This window comes from Marinobacterium sp. MBR-111, from assembly GCF_040547585.1.
Classification (GTDB): Bacteria; Pseudomonadota; Gammaproteobacteria; order Pseudomonadales; family Balneatricaceae; genus Marinobacterium; species Marinobacterium iners.
Map to the genome: position 1 here is coordinate 47,588 of NZ_JBEPQA010000003.1, position 16,725 is coordinate 64,312.

Sequence of the window (16,725 nt, forward strand, 5' to 3'; positions counted from 1 at the left end):
AGTGTTCCCCGTAGGCACGGGGATCAACCGAGAGCCTGAGCAAAGAGTTCTTGTATCCATGTGTGTTCCCCGTAGGCACGGGGATCAACCGCAGGCCGGGCTTGGTGAGGATGTAACCGGGGAGTGTTCCCCGTAGGCACGGGGATCAACCGCAAATCGAGACGGATAGCGAGCCCGCCGTTCTGTGTTCCCCGTAGGCACGGGGATCAACCGCCCTCAACCAGTACCGCCTGCTCGGCACCCTGCGTGTTCCCCGTAGGCACGGGGATCAACCGTTATCGAAACCATAGAATAAACCGTTACTTTAGTGTTCCCCGTAGGCACGGGGATCAACCGCTATCACGTTAAGCCCTTGTTACAAAGCAGACGTGTTCCCCGTAGGCACGGGGATCAACCGTAATAATTTGTTTAAACGAGAATCCTTTATAGGTGTTCCCCGTAGGCACGGGGATCAACCGCTACCACGTTCAGGAATTGTTACAAAGCAGACGTGTTCCCCGTAGGCACGGGGATCAACCGCCGGCCGCAGCCTCGATCGCCAAGGTTGAAGCGTGTTCCCCGTAGGCACGGGGATCAACCGATGTTCTTAGCCAGTTAGAGGCCCGGTTTGATGTGTTCCCCGTAGGCACGGGGATCAACCGTCTGATTGAGTATTTTTGATGTTTTTAGAGTGGTGTTCCCCGTAGGCACGGGGATCAACCGGCTGTCATTTCTGCAGCTCATTTGCTCGTTGAGTGTTCCCCGTAGGCACGGGGATCAACCGCTCCCGGAATGGATGAACGCATCTATCTACAGGTGTTCCCCGTAGGCACGGGGATCAACCGGGTCCTGGCGTAATCAGCTACTGCTTGTGTTTGTGTTCCCCGTAGGCACGGGGATCAACCGCGCCTTGGCGATCTCGCGGTCCAGCCCTTCCCGTGTTCCCCGTAGGCACGGGGATCAACCGTTCTCGATATCGAAGTTGCTGCCGTCCGCTGCGTGTTCCCCGTAGGCACGGGGATCAACCGCACCGGTGAAGCGCCGGTTCTGACTATCAAGGGTGTTCCCCGTAGGCACGGGGATCAACCGCCGCGGCTGAGCTCAGCCAAAAGAGAGCGTGAGTGTTCCCCGTAGGCACGGGGATCAACCGCCCGAAGGCGACGGCATTTACGGTATTGAAGAGTGTTCCCCGTAGGCACGGGGATCAACCGCGGTTCAATATTGGGAGCTCTGCGACTGCTGCGTGTTCCCCGTAGGCACGGGGATCAACCGGTGGTCATGCTCTGGCAGGTCTTTTTGCCGAAGTGTTCCCCGTAGGCACGGGGATCAACCGTTTACCGCCCAGCGCATTCACGTTCGGGGGGAGTGTTCCCCGTAGGCACGGGGATCAACCGGACAGTGATGGGGCATACCACCCTAACGTCCCGTGTTCCCCGTAGGCACGGGGATCAACCGGTCGAAATCCCCAGCAAGCAGGTGCGCGGCAAGTGTTCCCCGTAGGCACGGGGATCAACCGCGGAATTAATCATTGAGGAAATATTCAAATCTGTGTTCCCCGTAGGCACGGGGATCAACCGAATTCATTGAACAGGGGCGCACTGTTTATTCAGTGTTCCCCGTAGGCACGGGGATCAACCGCCGCCTTGCGTGAACATATTTTCAAGCCGCGTGTGTTCCCCGTAGGCACGGGGATCAACCGTGTGGTGGTGTTAATTCCTCTATTTCTTTCGATGTGTTCCCCGTAGGCACGGGGATCAACCGCTGGCTCCACTTACTACTGGTAAGAACGACATGTGTTCCCCGTATGCACGGGGATCAACCGCCAGGTGTATTGGGAGCGCTGCTGTTTGTGCTGTGTTCCCCCGTAGGCACGGGGATCAACCGTCAGGCCAGATCACCATGACTTCACGCTGGCCGTGTTCCCCGTAGGCACGGGGATCAAAACCGGGGCGACCCCCTTTCCACTGAGCAGTATTTGCTACCGTATAAGGCAGCTTAAAAAACAGAGCTATTGATATACTGCCCGAACGAGCGATTCTATATGTCCTGAAATGCTTTGACGTTGTATGTTGCCAAACCCACTCAACCGGTGTATCCACATACCATTACAAACCCCAATCCAAGATAGCAAGCCAAAAGGGAGGAGCGAGAACAGGTGGGGCTCAACCCCGTGCTATCCCACCCCGTACTTCAGGCCAACGGCCAGACCGAAACGGGGTTCTCGCGCAAAAGCCTATGAATGCCATGTCAATTCTGAAGCAACTGATGAACCAGGCCTCCGGTGGTCAGGGCGGCTCTACCGGGGGCGGTGATGTTAACCGAATGGTTAGCCAACTGGCCTCGCAGTTCAAGGGCGGTTCTGGCGGCAGTGGTGCCGGTGGGATCGATATGAAGAGCCTGCTCGGTGGCGGTGCGCTGGGGCTGCTGGTGGGTTCCAAGCGTGGTCGCAAGATGGGTGGCAAGGCGCTGAAGTATGGTGCGCTGGCAGGGGTCGGCGTGCTGGCGTGGAAGGCATATCAGAACTATCAGTCCCAGTCGCCGGCATCGGCAGCGAGTCCTTCAGCCAACAACCAGCCGGAAGGGCAGCCGCTTGAGCAGCTGCAGGGGCCGGATCAGGAACGGCGTGGGCTTGAAATTCTGCAGGCGATGATAATGGCCGCCCGTGCAGACGGCCATGTTGATGCAGCCGAGCGCGCCTTGTTGACCAGCAAGATTGAAAGCCTGGGGCCGGATGACGAGCTGCATGCCTGGATTCAGCAGCAGTTTGATGCGCCGCTGGATGCCGATGCGCTGGCGCGCAGTGCCGATTCGCCACAGGCACGGCGTGAAATCTATGCGGTCAGTGTCGCGATCATTGATGAACAAAACCCTATGGAACGTGCCTGGCTTAACCAGTTGGCAACCGCGCTGCAGCTCGAACCGGCACTGGCAGCCGAGCTGGAGCGTCAGGTACTGAACACCGTTAACGGGTCATGAAGCAGGTAACAATGTCCAAGCGGTTGATCATTTTTACCGGTGCCGGTGTTTCCGCCGAGTCCGGAGTACCTACCTTTCGCACCGGGCCGGATGGCCTTTGGCACAATCACCGTATCGAGGATGTCTGTCACATCGACACCTTCGAGCAAAATTACGACCTTGTGCATGCATTCTACAATGCCCGCCGCACGGCGCTGCAAGGGTTAGAACCCAACGCCGCGCATCAGGCGATTGCCGAACTGCAGCAATGCTACGGCGATCGGGTGACGTTGATGACCACTAACGTGGACGATTTGCACGAACGTGCCGGCAGCTCGAAGGTGGTACATATCCATGGCAACCTGCTGGAGCTGGTCAATCTGGCCGAAGATGAGGTGCAACCGATCGGCTATGAGGCGTTTGATCACGTTGCTCACCCTACGCACTTCAAGCCTAATGTTGTGTTCTTCGGTGAGGTGGCGCCGGTCTATCGTGACCTGTTTACCCTGATGAATTCATTGACCCGACATGATCTGGTGCTGGTGGTCGGCAGCAGCGAAACGGTGATCCAGTTTTGCCTTGAAGCTTACAGCGGTAGTAACGGCGCGGCGACCATCCTCTATATTGATCCGACAGACAGCTGCCCCTATGACCGTTTGCTCGGCCCGGGCCTGAAGCCCTATACCGAGCATTACCGCATGGGTGCAGTCGAAGCGTTCAGCGCGGGCTCACCGGTGCGCAAATGGATCGAGCGTTGGTTGGCAGGGGAGTAACCCATGCAACTCACCTTTCTTGGCACCTCATCCGGGGCTCCCACCCGACAGCGCAATGTCAGTGCTACCGCCATTCAGCCCGAGCGAGGGCGGCAGTGGGTGCTGGTGGACTGCGGTGAGGCGACCCAGCATCAGCTGTTGCGAACGCATCTGTCACCGCTGCAGTTGCAGGCGGTTCTGATCACCCATGTGCATGGCGATCACTGTTACGGCTTGCCGGGGCTGCTGGCATCCTGTCAGCTGAATGGGCGTACGGCGCCGCTGACACTGGTGGGGCCGGCGGTGGTCTGGCGTTATCTGCAGGCCGTGATTGAGCATACCGAGCTGCGCATCGACTATCCGCTGGAGTTTGTTGAGGTATCCCGTACATTGGAGCTGGAGCGGGGTGGCTTCAGCATCATGGCGACAGAACTCAGCCATCGTACCGAGAGCTGGGCCTATCGGCTGCAGGAAGCTCATGTCCCGGTACGGCTGGATACCGAGCGTCTGCAGACAGAAAGGGTGATGCCATCGCCGTTGTATGGCCGCTTGCAGCAGGGCGAGCACGTGACGTTACCCGATGGTCGTGAGCTGGATGGGCGGGAATACTGCATTGCCTCGCACCCGGCACGCGCGGTGGTGGTGGCTGGTGATAACGACCGGCCTGAACTTTTAGACAAGACCTGCCAGGGTGTGCAGTTGCTGGTTCATGAAGCCACCTATACTGAAGAAGTTCTGCAGCAGGTGGGGCCAGATCCTCAGCACAGCTGTGCTGCCCGGGTGGCACGCTTCGCCGAGGCGCGCGCTATCCCGGCGCTGCTGCTGACCCATTTCAGCCCACGTTATCTGCTCAGGCCCAGGCGTCCACGCGATCTGTCGATCGAGCTGCTGCGTGCAGAAGCGGCACACCATTACAGCGGCACGCTTTATCTGGCGCAGGATTTTGAGACCTATGGTATAGCCCGTAATGGCGGGGTATCTCTTTTGAGCGAGCAAGCCAGAGATCAGCGGTCGAATCACACTGTATCGAATAGGGAATAAAGCATGCGCAAACAACACCCGCTTGAACTGCTGGTTCCGCCACCGGTAGTAATGCTGGCCGCGGCTGGGCTCTGTTGGCTGAGTACCTGGCTATGGCCGGGTGGGGTGCTGTTTCGGCTACCGCTGCCTTGGGTCCTGGTCCCGGTGGTGCTGGCAGGTGTGGTGGGTACCTTGGCAGTATTACATTGCTTTCGTGCGCGCACTACGGTGCATCCGCACTGCCCTGAAAAAACCAGCTGTCTGGTAGCCTACGGCGTGTTTAAGCTCAGCCGCAACCCGATGTATCTGGCGCTGCTGCTGTTGCTGACCGCATGGATGCTGCAACTCGGACACCTGCTGTCGCCGCTCTGGCTGGCAGGGTTTGTGGTCTATATCACCCGCTTTCAGATCCGGCCGGAAGAGCGAGTGCTGCAGGAACTGTTTGGTGATGAGTATGAGGTTTATTGCCGTGGGACGCGGCGCTGGGTGTAGTTGACTGATGGACTTAATAAAGTACTATATTTGGTCTTGTTAGAAGGTGGTTATGAAACTTTCAACGCATATAAAGCCCATCAGCTACCTTAAAGCGCATGCAGCGGAGGTTGTTCGTACGCTGGAAGATCAAGGAGAGCCGTTGGTGATTACCCAGAATGGTGAAGCCAAGGCCGTGATTCAGGGGATCGGCAGCTATGAACAAACCCAAGAGACGATGGCGTTACTCAAGATCCTTGCGCTTGGAACACGGCAGATTCAGCAGGAAGACGTTGAGCCTGTTCAGGATGTGATCAACCGGCTGCGAGCCTAGGTGCCACCCCCTAAACCCGCCAGTGCCGCCTTCACATGCTCAAAGCCGATCCTTTCCTGCTCCAGTCGCAGGGCCGGTGCCAGCCGGTCCAGACACAGATCTTCATACAACGCCTGCTCGTGATCAGTCAGACGTGACAGCCGCTTGCGGGTTGGTTTCGGCTCCTCACCCCACAGCGGTTCGTGAGTCAGCAGAGTGGCGCGGTCCATCAGCAATGACTGGGTCTGCGGGAAGTAGCTGCGCAACTGATCCAGCATGGCAAAGCCGTGAGTATCGAGATCGCCCCAGTAATGAATTGTCTTGTCGGCCAGCCAGTTGGCTTGTTTGAGACTGTCCAGACCGTAGCCTAGCCCGAAGATGACCATTGCACCGGGCATGTTTGGCAGGGCGAGGCCGTTGATCTCGTTTTCAGTGATCACAATCTGTTGAACTGGCAATGTCAGCCTGGCGAAGTCCGTTACCGGGATCTGCAGGTCGCTCAGCTCCTGGATATAGAGGTTGGGGTCGAGTAGGCGAAAGCGGATCTGTGCAGGTTTGTTGAGAAAGCCGTAGCGCTGCTCGAAACCACTGACGCCTCTGGCATCCTCGTTGATCTGCTTGCCGGGCAGGACCTCATCAAGCAGCTCGCTCAACACCTTTTTGTGCGCCTCAATGAACTTGGTATCCACGCCAGGCAGTTCCAGCTGGCGGATATACACACCTGGGCGGGGATGTTGGCAGAGCCAGTGGATAACGTTCAGCAGCCGGGGCCAGGCAGGTTGAAGCTCCAGTACGGCCAGAGGCTTGCGCGCGCACCAGTCGAGCAGGTCGGGGCAGGATGTGGTGATCTGCGCGCACAGCTGTGTATAGTCCCGCCCGTCACGGCGCTTGCCGATCAACGCCTGTGCATCTTCGGGGCAGTCAAACCGTATTGCCACCGGCAGTTCGTTGCGGCCGATGTCGCGGGAATTGATATCACGCCACTCCAGCTGGAAGTCGTGTTTTTCTTCATGAGTACACCAGCGCTGCACCCATGTTTGCGCCTCGGCAAAACGACTGCCCAGCTCGCCTGCCGCCGGGTGGCGCAGCGGGTAGCGCAGGGGCCAGCCATCATCGTTATCCAGAGGCGATCTTAGCAGCCTGCCCTTGGCCCAGGCCTTGTTCAGCCGCGCCTTGATCTCGTCCAGTTCGGTCCAGCTCATAAGGTGTGTGCGTCACGCTCCGCCTGATACTCTTCGATACTGAGATTGCGTACCTGAGAGTCGCGCCCTTCGGGGTTGTGGACAAAGCCCACGCTGGCCACATAGGGTTCGATGATATGGATCTTCTGCAGTGGGGTGACGATCAGCAGCTGCAGGTTGAGCTTCTGGAACAGCTCCAGACCGTAGCGCGCCGACTCGTCTGAGCCGCGACCGAAGGCTTCGTCGATCACCACAAAGCGGAAGCTGCGCGAGCGCACCGCCCCCCATTCCAGCCCGAACTGATAGGCCAGGCTGGCGGCAAGCACGGTGTAGGCCAGCTTTTCCTTCTGGCCACCGGATTTGCCGCCGGAGTCGGTGTAATGCTCGTGTTCGCTGTTATCCTCCTGCCAGCGCTCGGAGGCGGCAAACTGGAACCAGTTACGTACATCGGTGACTTTGCGGGTCCAGCGCTTGTCCAGCTCGGTGGTCCCTTCACGACCGCGGAAACGGTCGATGATCGCCTTGACCTGCAGGAACTTGTTCTCGGCGTACTGCTCCTCTTCCGATCCGGTCAGGCTGCCTTCGGTACAGGCGCGCAGCTGTTGCTGGAAGTCGCGGATATCCGCATCCTGGTTGGCCTGAGCCTCCAGCAGGATATAGCGCCCCGGGTTGTATTCGATATCGGCCAGTGAGCGGTTAATGCGCTCAATTCGCTCCTGAATGGTCTGGCGTTCGCTTTTCAGCTTGGACTGGAAACCGGCCACTTCGCGGATGGTATTCTCGTTCAGCAGCGCCTTGAAGCGTTCGGCAAAGCGGGGCAGGTCGTCGGCCTGTAGCTGGGTCAGCATCTGCCGGTATTCGTCGGCGGCCTCGATGCGGGCATCCACTTCCTGAGTCTCCAGAGGGTAGGCGTGGCGGTAGTTTTCCATCGCCTTGACGATGCGTTCACCCAGGTCTTTCAGGCGACGCTCCTCGCTGTCGATTTTGGCTTGCAGCCAATTGCGAAGGTCACGCTCGCGGTTGTCGCAGGCCTCCACGGTCAGCCGGTGTTCGCCCAAAGCCTCGGTTCGTAGCGGGTCCAGTTCGGCTCGAATGGCGGCCAGCACCTCGGCAGCAAAGGGCTCCAGCACCACACGGCAACTGTCGAGCAGTGCCTGTGCCTGTTCGCGGTTGACTCTGTTGGTCGTCAGCTCGGCCTTCAAGGTGTCGAGAGCCGATTCGGTTTCGCTGATGGCGGTTTCCAGGGTGTTGAGCTGGGCGGTCAGGGTTTTGAGTTGGTCTGAGCTGGCTTCCAGCGCCTTGAGCTCGCTACTCAGCTCCTCAATCAGGCGGGCGAGCTGCTGCCAGTTCAACTCGTCAAAATCGGTAAATTCCTGAATCTTGTCCAGCAGAGTTTTGTTATTGCCAAGCGCACGCAGCTGCTGTTCCAGCTCGGCCAGCCGAGCGGCGATGCCCTGCATGCTGCGCTCAAGCGTAGCCGCCTGCTGCTCCAGTGCGGTGATCTTGGCTTCGTTGCTCCAGCCCAGTACATAGCGGCTGCGATCATCCAGACGGTGGCGGTCGTCCTTCTCGTGACGCTGGCCACCGGCCTTGATCTGCCCGGCCAGGGTGACGGCCTTGTGCTCACGACGAAAGCGATCCAGCGACTCACAGCAGATATGGTCGAAACGCTTGCTCAGTTCCTGTTCCAGCCAAGAGTAAAACTCGCTGTCGGGCTTGATCTCCAGTTTGTCGGCGAGGGAGTCCGGCAGGGGCGCAGCCGGTGCCAGGGTGCGGTCGGTACGGACACGGTAGTACACCAGCCGTCCGCGCAGACGGGTCCGGTCGACCCATTCGGCCACCTGTGGATAAAGATGCTCGGGCACCAGCAGCGACAGGCCGAAATTGTGCAGCAGACGCTCGGCGACTCCTTCCCACTGTTGTTCGGATTCCCGTACCTGGATCAGCTCACCAGCAAAGGGCATCTCGTGCTCGTCCACGCCCAGGGATTCGCATAACAGACGTCGGATCTCAATCTGGCGCGAGTCGATATTGCTGCGCCGTTGCTTCAGAGAGGCTATCTCTTCACTCAGGGCCTGATGGCTCTGTTTGAGCTGCTGCAGTTCGACGGCCTGATCGGTGCGGTCGTTCTGCAACTGGGCTTCCTGCTGATCGATCTCGTTGCGCTGTTGCTGTGCCTGTCGGCGACTGGCGATAAAGCTGTCCAGGTCCGGTGTGGTGGGCAGACCCAGTGGCTCGGCCAGCAGGGCGTAGCGCTCGGCGCGGTTGCGGCGCTTGCTCAGTTCCTGATTGCGCTCGTTAAGTTCGGCCTTGAGCCGCTCCAGTCGATCACCGCCATTGGCGGCAATGGCGTTCTTCAACTGGTCACGTTCACCGCGCTGCTGTTGCAGCTGCTGAGTCTGCTGAGTGATACGGGCATCGAGGCGCTGCGCGTCCGCATCAAGGTTACTCAAGCGCTTTTCGATCAGCTCGGCCTTGAGCGCAGCGAAATAGGGTTGCAGGCTGTCGCGGCACTCGCGCCAGTGGCGCGCCTGATCGCTGACGCGGTGATAACGGTCGCAGTCCTCGATCAGCGGCGACAGGCGCTCCACCTGATCCCGCGCCTTGAGCACGGCTTCGTGGGCACGGTTGAGGTCTTCAAAATGGCCGATCAGGGCATCGATGCGGGCCTGAACATCAAAGGCTTCCAGCATGTGCTCGCGCACAAAGTCGGTGAGATTGCCGACGGATTTCATCGATACCGTCTGATGAAACAGCTCCATCGCCTGAGCGTTCTCGATGCCGAAACGGCGGCGAAAGGCAGCTTCATAGGCGGGAAAGGCATCAAACGGCCCTTCGACGGCAGACTGGTTGCGCAGGCGTTTGCGCAGCTGGTTGATGTCGCTGCCAAAGCCCGAGAAATCGGCGGCGATGCTCATCACCTTGTCGGCCACTATATAGAAGCGCTGCGGTTGACTGCCGGTATCACGGCACCAGAACACCTGCGCCAGGGTCACGTCCTGATCATAGCCTTCATTGCGGAAGTGACCGAGGATAACGGAGAAACTGTTGTGATCGCGCAGTGCCACCGGTTTGGCGCTGTGACCGCTGTCGTTGCGTTCGGACTTGTAGTAGCCCAGCACATAGGAGCGCAAGGTACGTTCCTTGCTGTCGGCACCGGCGGCCTTGTTGTAGGCGATTTTTTGCGCGGGGACCAGCAGGGTGGTGACCGCATCCACCAGGGTGGATTTTCCGGAGCCGATATCGCCGGTGAGCAGACTGTTGTGGCCACCGGGCGCAAGCGACCAGACATGCTTGTCAAAGGTACCCCAGTTGTAGACCTCCAGCTGATGCAGACGGAAACCGGCCAGTTCGTCACTGGCGGCAAAATCGAGCAGTTGTTCCTGCATCAGGGGGTCTCCTCTGCGTCAGGGCTGATGTGTTGCTGATAGGCCTGTAGACGCTGGTCAAAATCTTCCAGCCATTGGGCATCGACAAAGGCCTTGATGATACGGCGTACTTCGATCATCTGTTCCTGCCCGCGCAGGCGGCGAGCGAAGCCCAGGTCGATCACCTTGTTCAGGTGTGCATCGATCTGATCCACCAGACGGGTTTCGGTAGAGCCGGGCGGCATGAAGGTTCGCATCAGCTCAACAATCTCATCGCGTGACAGAATCAGACGGGTATCGCCGCCACCGGCGTCAAATTCGGCCAGCTTGCGCCGCAGCAGGGCGATCAGCAGGCTGACCGGATAGGACAGCTGGCGCCTGCCGACCAGCCGAGGCAGTTCGGCATCGCCCTCATCGGTGTTGCGGGTGCGCAACCAGGCAAAGCCTTCGGCCTCATCCAGCATCAGCTCCAGCCCCAGTACGCTGACGTAATCGCGGACCTGCGCCTGCAGGTTCATCAGCTGCTGCCAGGTTTTGGGGTCCTGCTCCTGATACAGCACCCCCTTGAGCAGGTTGATCAGTACCAGGGAGAGTGCGTTGTTCGGTTCGGTGTCGGTCATCGCTTTAATTCTCTACTCAAGGCCTGATGAAAATGATGCGGGGGAGTTGCGCCTGACGCCAGAGTCCATCTTCGTCCTGCCAACGGATCCGGTCCTGATGGCTGTCATCGAACAGGGCATGACGGTCACTGCCGGCAATGGACAGGTAGGCCACCAGCTCGGCCAGACCGTGCTGCAGCGGATGCTGCCCAATCACATCGGTAAGGCTGACCTGCTGCTGGGTTTGCAGGCACTGGCGGATCTGTGCCTTGAGGCGTTGCTTGTCGATATTGATCTGGTTGTAGAGCGCCTCGGTGCTGATCTCGCTGCTGTCGGCCACTTCGATCTCGGTATCCAGCATCGGTTTGAGCGGCAGGTTGTGCAGCGGACGCTCCATCGGCAGCTGGATGTCGGCGCTTGGCATCTCGATACTGAAGAAATCCCCTGTCGGCATCTGCTCGCGCACCGCCATGGCGCGGGCCGAGATCCCATCCAGCATCTGCATGATGCGCTTGTTCTCAAGATAGGCCTGGTCATCCAGATAGCGCCGCAGCTGCTGTGATAGCCGTGCCACGGTGCGCTGGGTGTGCTCACCGGCATCCAGCCAGTCATAGTGGATGCGCTTGAGCCGCCGGTCCTGCTCGAAACTGCTCACGGCGTCGAGTTCGAACACTTTTTCCAGCAGTTCGGTCAGTTCGTCCTGACTGGCCGGTGACATGAGGAAGTCCCAGAAGGCACGGAAGCTGCGCCCCTGGTCTGAATCGGAGATGGCGTCACGTTCGCCGAAAATGCGAGACAGCAGCTCCCCCTTGCGCCCCTCCCAGGTGGCGATCTGCTCACGCACCTGAAGATCCAGCTGACGGAAATTCTGCTCCACTTCGCGGAAGTCGCTGAGCAGTTCACGTGCGGTACTGCTGACCTGTTGGAAGCGGTCGCGCAGGGCGGTGTCATCCAAGAGTTTGAAATCACCGGCCTGCACTCGTTCGATCTCGCGGTCGATCTCGTCTCGCTGCGCCTGCAACTCACGGATGCGGGTATCCGGATCGGCCTCAGTGCCCGATATCATCTGTCGCAGCAGCTCGAACACGGTCAACAGGCGCGATTCGGTGCCGACGAATTCGCGCTGGGTCAGTGATTCCAGCCAGGCGATCGCTTTTTCGGTGGCGGGGGTCAGGTCAAAGTGGGCCTCATCGGACGCCGGCGGGTAGAACTTGCGCAGCCAGCCCTTGTCGTGCTGCGCCCAGTCATCCAGATATTCTCGGGCGCTACGCGGAAACAGCTTGTCGCCTTCGCGCTCACGCAGCTGGAACAGCAGGTCTTCAAGCCGGGATTCCAGCTCGGGTTGCGCCATCACCCGCACATTGGGTTCGATAAACGTCTGCTGCAGAAAGCTGACCACCAGCGGGGCATGGTCGGCCACCAGCAGCCGCCAGCCGGGGTGGGTTCTGCGCAGTTGTGACAGAGTGGCAAAGTCGAGGCTCACACGGAATCCTGTGCGGTTGGAAACAGAGAGCCGACATTATGGGAAATTTGTTCAGCGGGATCCATGGGGAGCACTACCAAATCGTAGCCACGTGTTTGTACGCCTGAATCTTGCCATCGGCGGTCACCAGTGGAGCATTCAGGTGACGTGCCAGGGCCACAATCATGCGATCGGCCGGATCCTTGTGAAATGCTCCGGGCAAACGCGTTGACTCTATGCTGACCGCAATATCAATCGGCTCAAAGCGCAGGCCGTCAATTTCTTGCGCCGTCGCCAGCCAGTCATCCACACTCATGGTCAGTACCAGACGATCCAGCGAAACCAGCATGGCTATTTCCCACGCCGATATGGCGGACACCACAACAAGCCCGTCACTGTGCTTCAATTCCTGCTCGATGGCTGTTTTGGCAGTTTCTGACAGCCGCTGATCTCCACTGACCCACCAGATCAAAACGTGGGTGTCGAGCACAATCATGACAACAGTTCCCAGTCGTCACTGGCAATGGGTTCTTCGGGGTCATGATATTCGACGATACTGCCGCGCAGTTTTTCCAGTGGCGTGCGTTTGTCCGAGCGGAAACGTCGCACTTCTATCGTGGGGTGACCGCGGTCGGTAATGACCAGTACTTCTCCAGAGGATTCCACTTGGCGAAAGAACTCAAGTGCCTTGGCCTTGAATTCGGATTTGGTGGCTTCGTGCTGCATAGGGATAACCGTTATTGAAGGGCTTTTTGCTGCAGCATAGAAACAATATGTGACTATATCAAGTGGTCATTTCGTAAATGGGCATGCAGGTACCGGCCTTACAGCACAGCTTCAATCGCCTTTCTAAGCTTATCGCTGCTCGGTGATGTCATGCTGGAGAACGCCGCCGTAACCTTTCCATCACGATCGATCACGTACTTGTAGAAGTTCCAGCGCGGCGGGGTGCCACTCTGGCGGGCAATTTCACGAAAGATGGGGTGAGCATTGTCGCCCTTGACGTGAATCGGGCTGAACATGTCGAAGGTCACGCCGAAGTTGACGAAACAGACCTCGGCGCTTTTTTCCTCGCTTTTGGCTTCCTGATTGAAATCATCCGACGGAAAGCCAACCACCATCAATCCCTGATCCTTGTAGCGCTGATGCAGCGCTTCCAGTCCTTCAAACTGGCCGGTAAAGCCGCAGAAACTGGCAGTGTTGATCACCAGCATGGGTTTTCCGGCAAAGCGTTCGCGCAGGTCGACTACTTCGGCTGAATGCAGTCGTTTAAGTTGGTGGTGATAGAGCGCATCGGTGTTGGGCTCTGAAGCCGAAGCGGAATGTCCGAACAGCAGGGCACACAGGGTTGTCAGTAAACGTTTCATTTTGTTCTCCGTTTTCGACTGTTACGTGTGCGCCGGCTGTCCGGTTCAGAGTGTCAGATCAGTTGTGGGCCTGAGCCAGTGCCTGATCCAGGTCGGCGATCAGGTCATCAACGTGCTCGATGCCGATCGACAGGCGCACCATTTCCGGTGAAACGCCGGCGGATTTCAGTTCCTCGTCATTTAGCTGGCGGTGCGTAGTCTCGGCCGGAATGGAGGCCAGCGACTTGCAGTCACCGATGTTCACCAGGCGCAGGAAAATCTGCAGCGCGTCATAGAACTTGCGCGTGCCTTCGCGGCCAGAGTTGAGACCAAAGCTGAGAATACCGGATGCCTTGCCGCCCATGTATTTCTGCGCCAGGGCGTAATCCTTGTGGCTGGGCAGGCCAGCATAGTTCACCCAAGTGACGTCTGGATGGTTCTCAAGGTATTCGGCCACCTTCTGTGTGTTCTCACAGATGCGCTCCATGCGCAGGGAAAGGGTTTCCAGACCCTGCAGCAGCATAAAGGCGTTCATCGGTGACAGCGCCGCGCCCATGTTGCGCAGCGGTACTACGCGAGCGCGGCCGATAAAGGCAGCCGGGCCGAATGCTTCGGTGTAGACCACGCCATGGTAGGACACATCCGGCTGGTTCAGCAGCGGGAAGCGTTCCTTGTTCTCGGCCCAGGGGAATTTGCCGGAATCGACAATCACGCCGCCGATGGTGGTACCGTGGCCACCGATATATTTGGTGGCCGCGGTCACGATGATGTCGGCACCCTGTTCAATTGGGCGCCACAGTGACGGGCTGGGGACGGTGTTGTCCACCACCAGCGGTACACCGTGACGGTGAGCGATTTCGGCCATCTTTTCGATGTCGGCGATGCCGCCGGAAGGGTTGCCGACCGATTCGCAGTAGATCGCCTTGGTGCGGGCATCGATCTTGCTTTCCAGTCCGTCGAAATCATCCTTGTTGACGAAGCGCACTTCGATACCTTGACGCGGCAGTGTGTGCGCGAACAGGTTGTAGGTGCCGCCGTACAGTTCGCTGGTCGATACGATGTTGTCACCCACTTCGGCCAGCGTCTGCACCGTGTAGGTGATGGCCGCCATGCCGGATGCAACAGCCAGCCCCGCGATTCCGCCTTCCAGTGCAGCGACACGCTTTTCCAGCACATCGTTGGTGGGGTTCATGATGCGGGTGTAGATGTTACCTGGCACCTTAAGGTCGAACAGGTCTGCACCGTGCTGGGCATCATCGAATGCATAGGAGGTGGTCTGGTAGATGGGTACGGCAGCTGACTTGGTGGTCGGGTCAGTCTCATAACCTGCATGCAGAGCGAGTGTTTCCAGTTTCATTGGGATTGATTCCTTGTTGTTTTGATCCGGCGGTGGTGTCCGGGGACCGAGGCTGACCCGAGACACCGCCGCTTGCTACAATCGAGTCCACGTGAACAGATGCTCAGTGTAAACCCTAACGCTTCAGGAGACACCCCGATGGCCAAACCGAAAACCGCCTTTGTCTGCAATGATTGCGGCGCCGACTACCGCAAGTGGCAGGGGCAGTGCAACGCCTGCGGGGCCTGGAACACCATTACGGAAGTGCGTTTGGGCTCTGATGCCGGTGGTGCCCGCAGCAATCGGTTTGAGGGGTATGCCGGAGGCGCCGGCAAGCAGAAAAAGGTGGTCAGCCTCAGTGAGGTGGCGCTGGAAGAGATGCCGCGTTTTTCCAGTGGCAGCAGTGAACTGGATCGGGTGCTGGGGGGTGGCCTGGTGCCGGGCTCGGCAGTGTTGATCGGGGGCCACCCCGGTGCGGGCAAGAGTACCCTGCTGCTGCAGACCATGTGCCATCTGGTGGCGCAGATGCCCGCGCTGTACATCACCGGTGAGGAGTCGTTGCAACAGGTGGCGATGCGCGCGGCACGACTCGGGTTGAAAGCAGACCAGCTGCAGATGCTGTCGGAAACCTCGGTAGAAACCATCTGTGACCTGGCCAATGAATTGCAGCCAAAGGTGATGGTGATCGACTCCATTCAGGTGATGCATGTGACCGATGTACAGTCGGCACCGGGCTCGGTATCACAGGTACGCGAAAGCGCTGCGTTTCTGACCCGCTACGCTAAGCAAACCGGTACCGTACTGTTCCTGGTCGGTCATGTGACCAAAGACGGCTCGCTGGCTGGCCCCAAGGTACTGGAGCACATGATCGACTGTTCGTTGCAGCTGGAGGGCTCATCCGATAGCCGCTTCCGTACGCTTCGCAGCCACAAGAACCGTTTCGGCGCCGTCAACGAGCTGGGCGTGTTCGCCATGCTGGAAAACGGTCTCAAGGAAGTGAAAAACCCCAGTTCCATTTTTCTTAGCCGTGGCAGCGAGCCCAGTCCCGGCAGTGTGGTGATGGTGGTGTGGGAAGGAACTCGCCCGCTCCTGGTAGAGCTGCAGGCGCTGGTGGATACTTCGCACCTGTCCAACCCGCGCCGTGTAGCGGTAGGCCTTGAGCAGAACCGGCTGGCGATGTTGCTGGCGGTGCTCAACCGGCATGGTGGTTTGATGACCGGCGATCAGGATGTATTCGTCAATGTGGTGGGTGGGGTCAAAGTGCTGGAGACCAGTGCTGACCTGGCGCTGTTGCTGGCGATTGTGTCCAGTTTCCGTGATCGGCCGCTGTCACAGGAGTTGATGGTGTTTGGTGAAGTGGGGCTGTCCGGCGAGATTCGGCCTGTGCCCAATGGTCAGGAGCGAATTCGTGAAGCGGCCAAGCATGGTTTCAAGCGAGCAATCGTGCCGTTGGCGAATGTGCCGCGTGAGCCGCTCAGTGGTATGGAAGTGGTGGGAGTCAAAACCCTGTCGGAAGCGCTGGATGCGATCTGATCAGGCCTGAGCGTCCTCGTCATCCGACAGCAGCTGTTCCAGCTCACGTTCCAGCAGTGCTTCGTCCCCCAGGTTCAATTCAACCAGGCGGCGAAGGTGGGTGATGCTGTCGATCTCCATCTCGCCGGCGGTGAAACCGTATTGGGGGGGCTGAGAGTGGGTGAGTATGGCCGGAATTTCGATCAGGATGTCATTGGCAAGATACAGATGCAGCTTGACGTGGTCATTCATGCCGACAGGAAGAGGGTGGCTTGATTCTACCAGCGCGCCACGAAGGGAGATGTCGACCAGCTGCACCACGGCCGAACCCTTGTCGCTGTGCAGTTCACACTCGGCGTCAAAGGGGATGCGGGTAAAGCGGCGGCGTTCGTTGTTGGTATTCACGCTCGAAATCCTCGCTGATCGAAGTT

The 16,725-nt window shown here is 58.8% G+C and carries 15 protein-coding genes and 1 CRISPR repeat array (1 of these 16 running past the window's edge); of the genes, 6 read left to right on the forward strand and 9 right to left on the reverse strand.

The features are described 5' to 3' along the window. Nucleotides 1–1,924: a CRISPR direct-repeat array (repeat unit 29 nt; unit sequence GTGTTCCCCGTAGGCACGGGGATCAACCG) (it extends 5,129 nt beyond the left edge of the window). Between the two features lie 290 nt (nt 1,925–2,214). Genes ABIE61_RS02890 through ABIE61_RS02910 form a run of 5 tightly spaced genes read left to right on the forward strand, consistent with a single transcriptional unit; the run spans nt 2,215 to nt 5,511 of the window. After that, entirely contained in the window at nt 2,215–2,955 is a 741-nt protein-coding gene (locus tag ABIE61_RS02890) for a tellurite resistance TerB family protein (RefSeq protein ID WP_354406544.1), read from the forward strand. Nucleotides 2,956–2,966: 11 nt separating this feature from the next. Then, the gene (locus ABIE61_RS02895; protein ID WP_354406546.1) at nt 2,967–3,707 is read left to right on the forward strand and encodes an SIR2 family NAD-dependent protein deacylase; all 741 of its coding nucleotides are present in this window, start codon (nt 2,967–2,969) and stop codon (nt 3,705–3,707) included. A gap of 3 nt (nt 3,708–3,710) precedes the next feature. Then, nucleotides 3,711–4,727 carry a ribonuclease Z gene (locus ABIE61_RS02900; protein WP_354406548.1) on the forward strand — a complete coding sequence of 339 codons (1,017 nt, stop codon included), beginning with the start codon at nt 3,711–3,713 and terminating at the stop codon, nt 4,725–4,727. A 3-nt stretch (nt 4,728–4,730) separates the two neighbouring features. Beyond that, complete coding sequence (locus ABIE61_RS02905) at nt 4,731–5,198, forward strand: methyltransferase family protein (protein WP_354406549.1); 468 nt, start codon at nt 4,731–4,733, stop codon at nt 5,196–5,198. Nucleotides 5,199–5,250: 52 nt separating this feature from the next. Further along, nucleotides 5,251–5,511, forward strand: coding sequence for a type II toxin-antitoxin system Phd/YefM family antitoxin (locus ABIE61_RS02910; protein ID WP_354406552.1), 261 nt, complete (start codon nt 5,251–5,253; stop codon nt 5,509–5,511). Here ABIE61_RS02910 and ABIE61_RS02915 read toward each other — a convergent pair. The 8 genes from ABIE61_RS02915 to ABIE61_RS02950 all read right to left on the reverse strand — a co-directional run bounded on the left by ABIE61_RS02915 (nt 5,508) and on the right by ABIE61_RS02950 (nt 14,803). Beyond that, nucleotides 5,508–6,692: a Wadjet anti-phage system protein JetD domain-containing protein gene (locus ABIE61_RS02915; protein ID WP_354406555.1), complete on the reverse strand. Its 1,185-nt coding sequence runs from the start codon at nt 6,690–6,692 to the stop codon at nt 5,508–5,510. The two genes, ABIE61_RS02910 and ABIE61_RS02915, sit on opposite strands and share 4 nt — an antisense overlap. Beyond that, nucleotides 6,689–10,060, reverse strand: a complete 3,372-nt coding sequence (locus ABIE61_RS02920) for an ATP-binding protein (RefSeq protein ID WP_354406557.1) — start codon at nt 10,058–10,060, stop codon at nt 6,689–6,691. Before ABIE61_RS02920 ends, ABIE61_RS02915 begins: the two co-directional genes overlap by 4 nt. Next, nucleotides 10,060–10,659 carry a DUF4194 domain-containing protein gene (locus ABIE61_RS02925; protein WP_354406559.1) on the reverse strand — a complete coding sequence of 200 codons (600 nt, stop codon included), beginning with the start codon at nt 10,657–10,659 and terminating at the stop codon, nt 10,060–10,062. Before ABIE61_RS02925 ends, ABIE61_RS02920 begins: the two co-directional genes overlap by 1 nt. A gap of 16 nt (nt 10,660–10,675) precedes the next feature. Beyond that, entirely contained in the window at nt 10,676–12,121 is a 1,446-nt protein-coding gene (locus ABIE61_RS02930; RefSeq protein ID WP_354406561.1) for a DUF3375 domain-containing protein, read from the reverse strand. A 73-nt stretch (nt 12,122–12,194) separates the two neighbouring features. Continuing rightward, complete coding sequence (locus ABIE61_RS02935) at nt 12,195–12,596, reverse strand: type II toxin-antitoxin system VapC family toxin (RefSeq protein ID WP_354406562.1); 402 nt, start codon at nt 12,594–12,596, stop codon at nt 12,195–12,197. Then, entirely contained in the window at nt 12,593–12,826 is a 234-nt protein-coding gene (locus ABIE61_RS02940) for a type II toxin-antitoxin system Phd/YefM family antitoxin (protein ID WP_354406564.1), read from the reverse strand. The genes ABIE61_RS02935 and ABIE61_RS02940 overlap by 4 nt, the downstream gene beginning before the upstream one ends. 98 nt (nt 12,827–12,924) lie before the next feature. Further along, the gene (locus ABIE61_RS02945) at nt 12,925–13,467 is read right to left on the reverse strand and encodes a glutathione peroxidase (protein WP_354406567.1); all 543 of its coding nucleotides are present in this window, start codon (nt 13,465–13,467) and stop codon (nt 12,925–12,927) included. 58 nt (nt 13,468–13,525) lie between these two features. Beyond that, nucleotides 13,526–14,803 (reverse strand): O-acetylhomoserine aminocarboxypropyltransferase/cysteine synthase family protein, encoded by a 1,278-nt coding sequence (locus tag ABIE61_RS02950; protein WP_354406570.1) that lies wholly within the window; start codon nt 14,801–14,803, stop codon nt 13,526–13,528. Between the two features lie 138 nt (nt 14,804–14,941). Here ABIE61_RS02950 and radA point away from each other — a divergent pair, with 138 nt between their 5' ends. Beyond that, nucleotides 14,942–16,315: a DNA repair protein RadA gene (gene radA / locus ABIE61_RS02955; protein ID WP_354406573.1), complete on the forward strand. Its 1,374-nt coding sequence runs from the start codon at nt 14,942–14,944 to the stop codon at nt 16,313–16,315. Here radA and ABIE61_RS02960 read toward each other — a convergent pair whose 3' ends face one another. Further along, the gene (locus ABIE61_RS02960) at nt 16,316–16,699 is read right to left on the reverse strand and encodes a PilZ domain-containing protein (RefSeq protein ID WP_354406575.1); all 384 of its coding nucleotides are present in this window, start codon (nt 16,697–16,699) and stop codon (nt 16,316–16,318) included. Nucleotides 16,700–16,725: the final 26 nt, after the last annotated feature.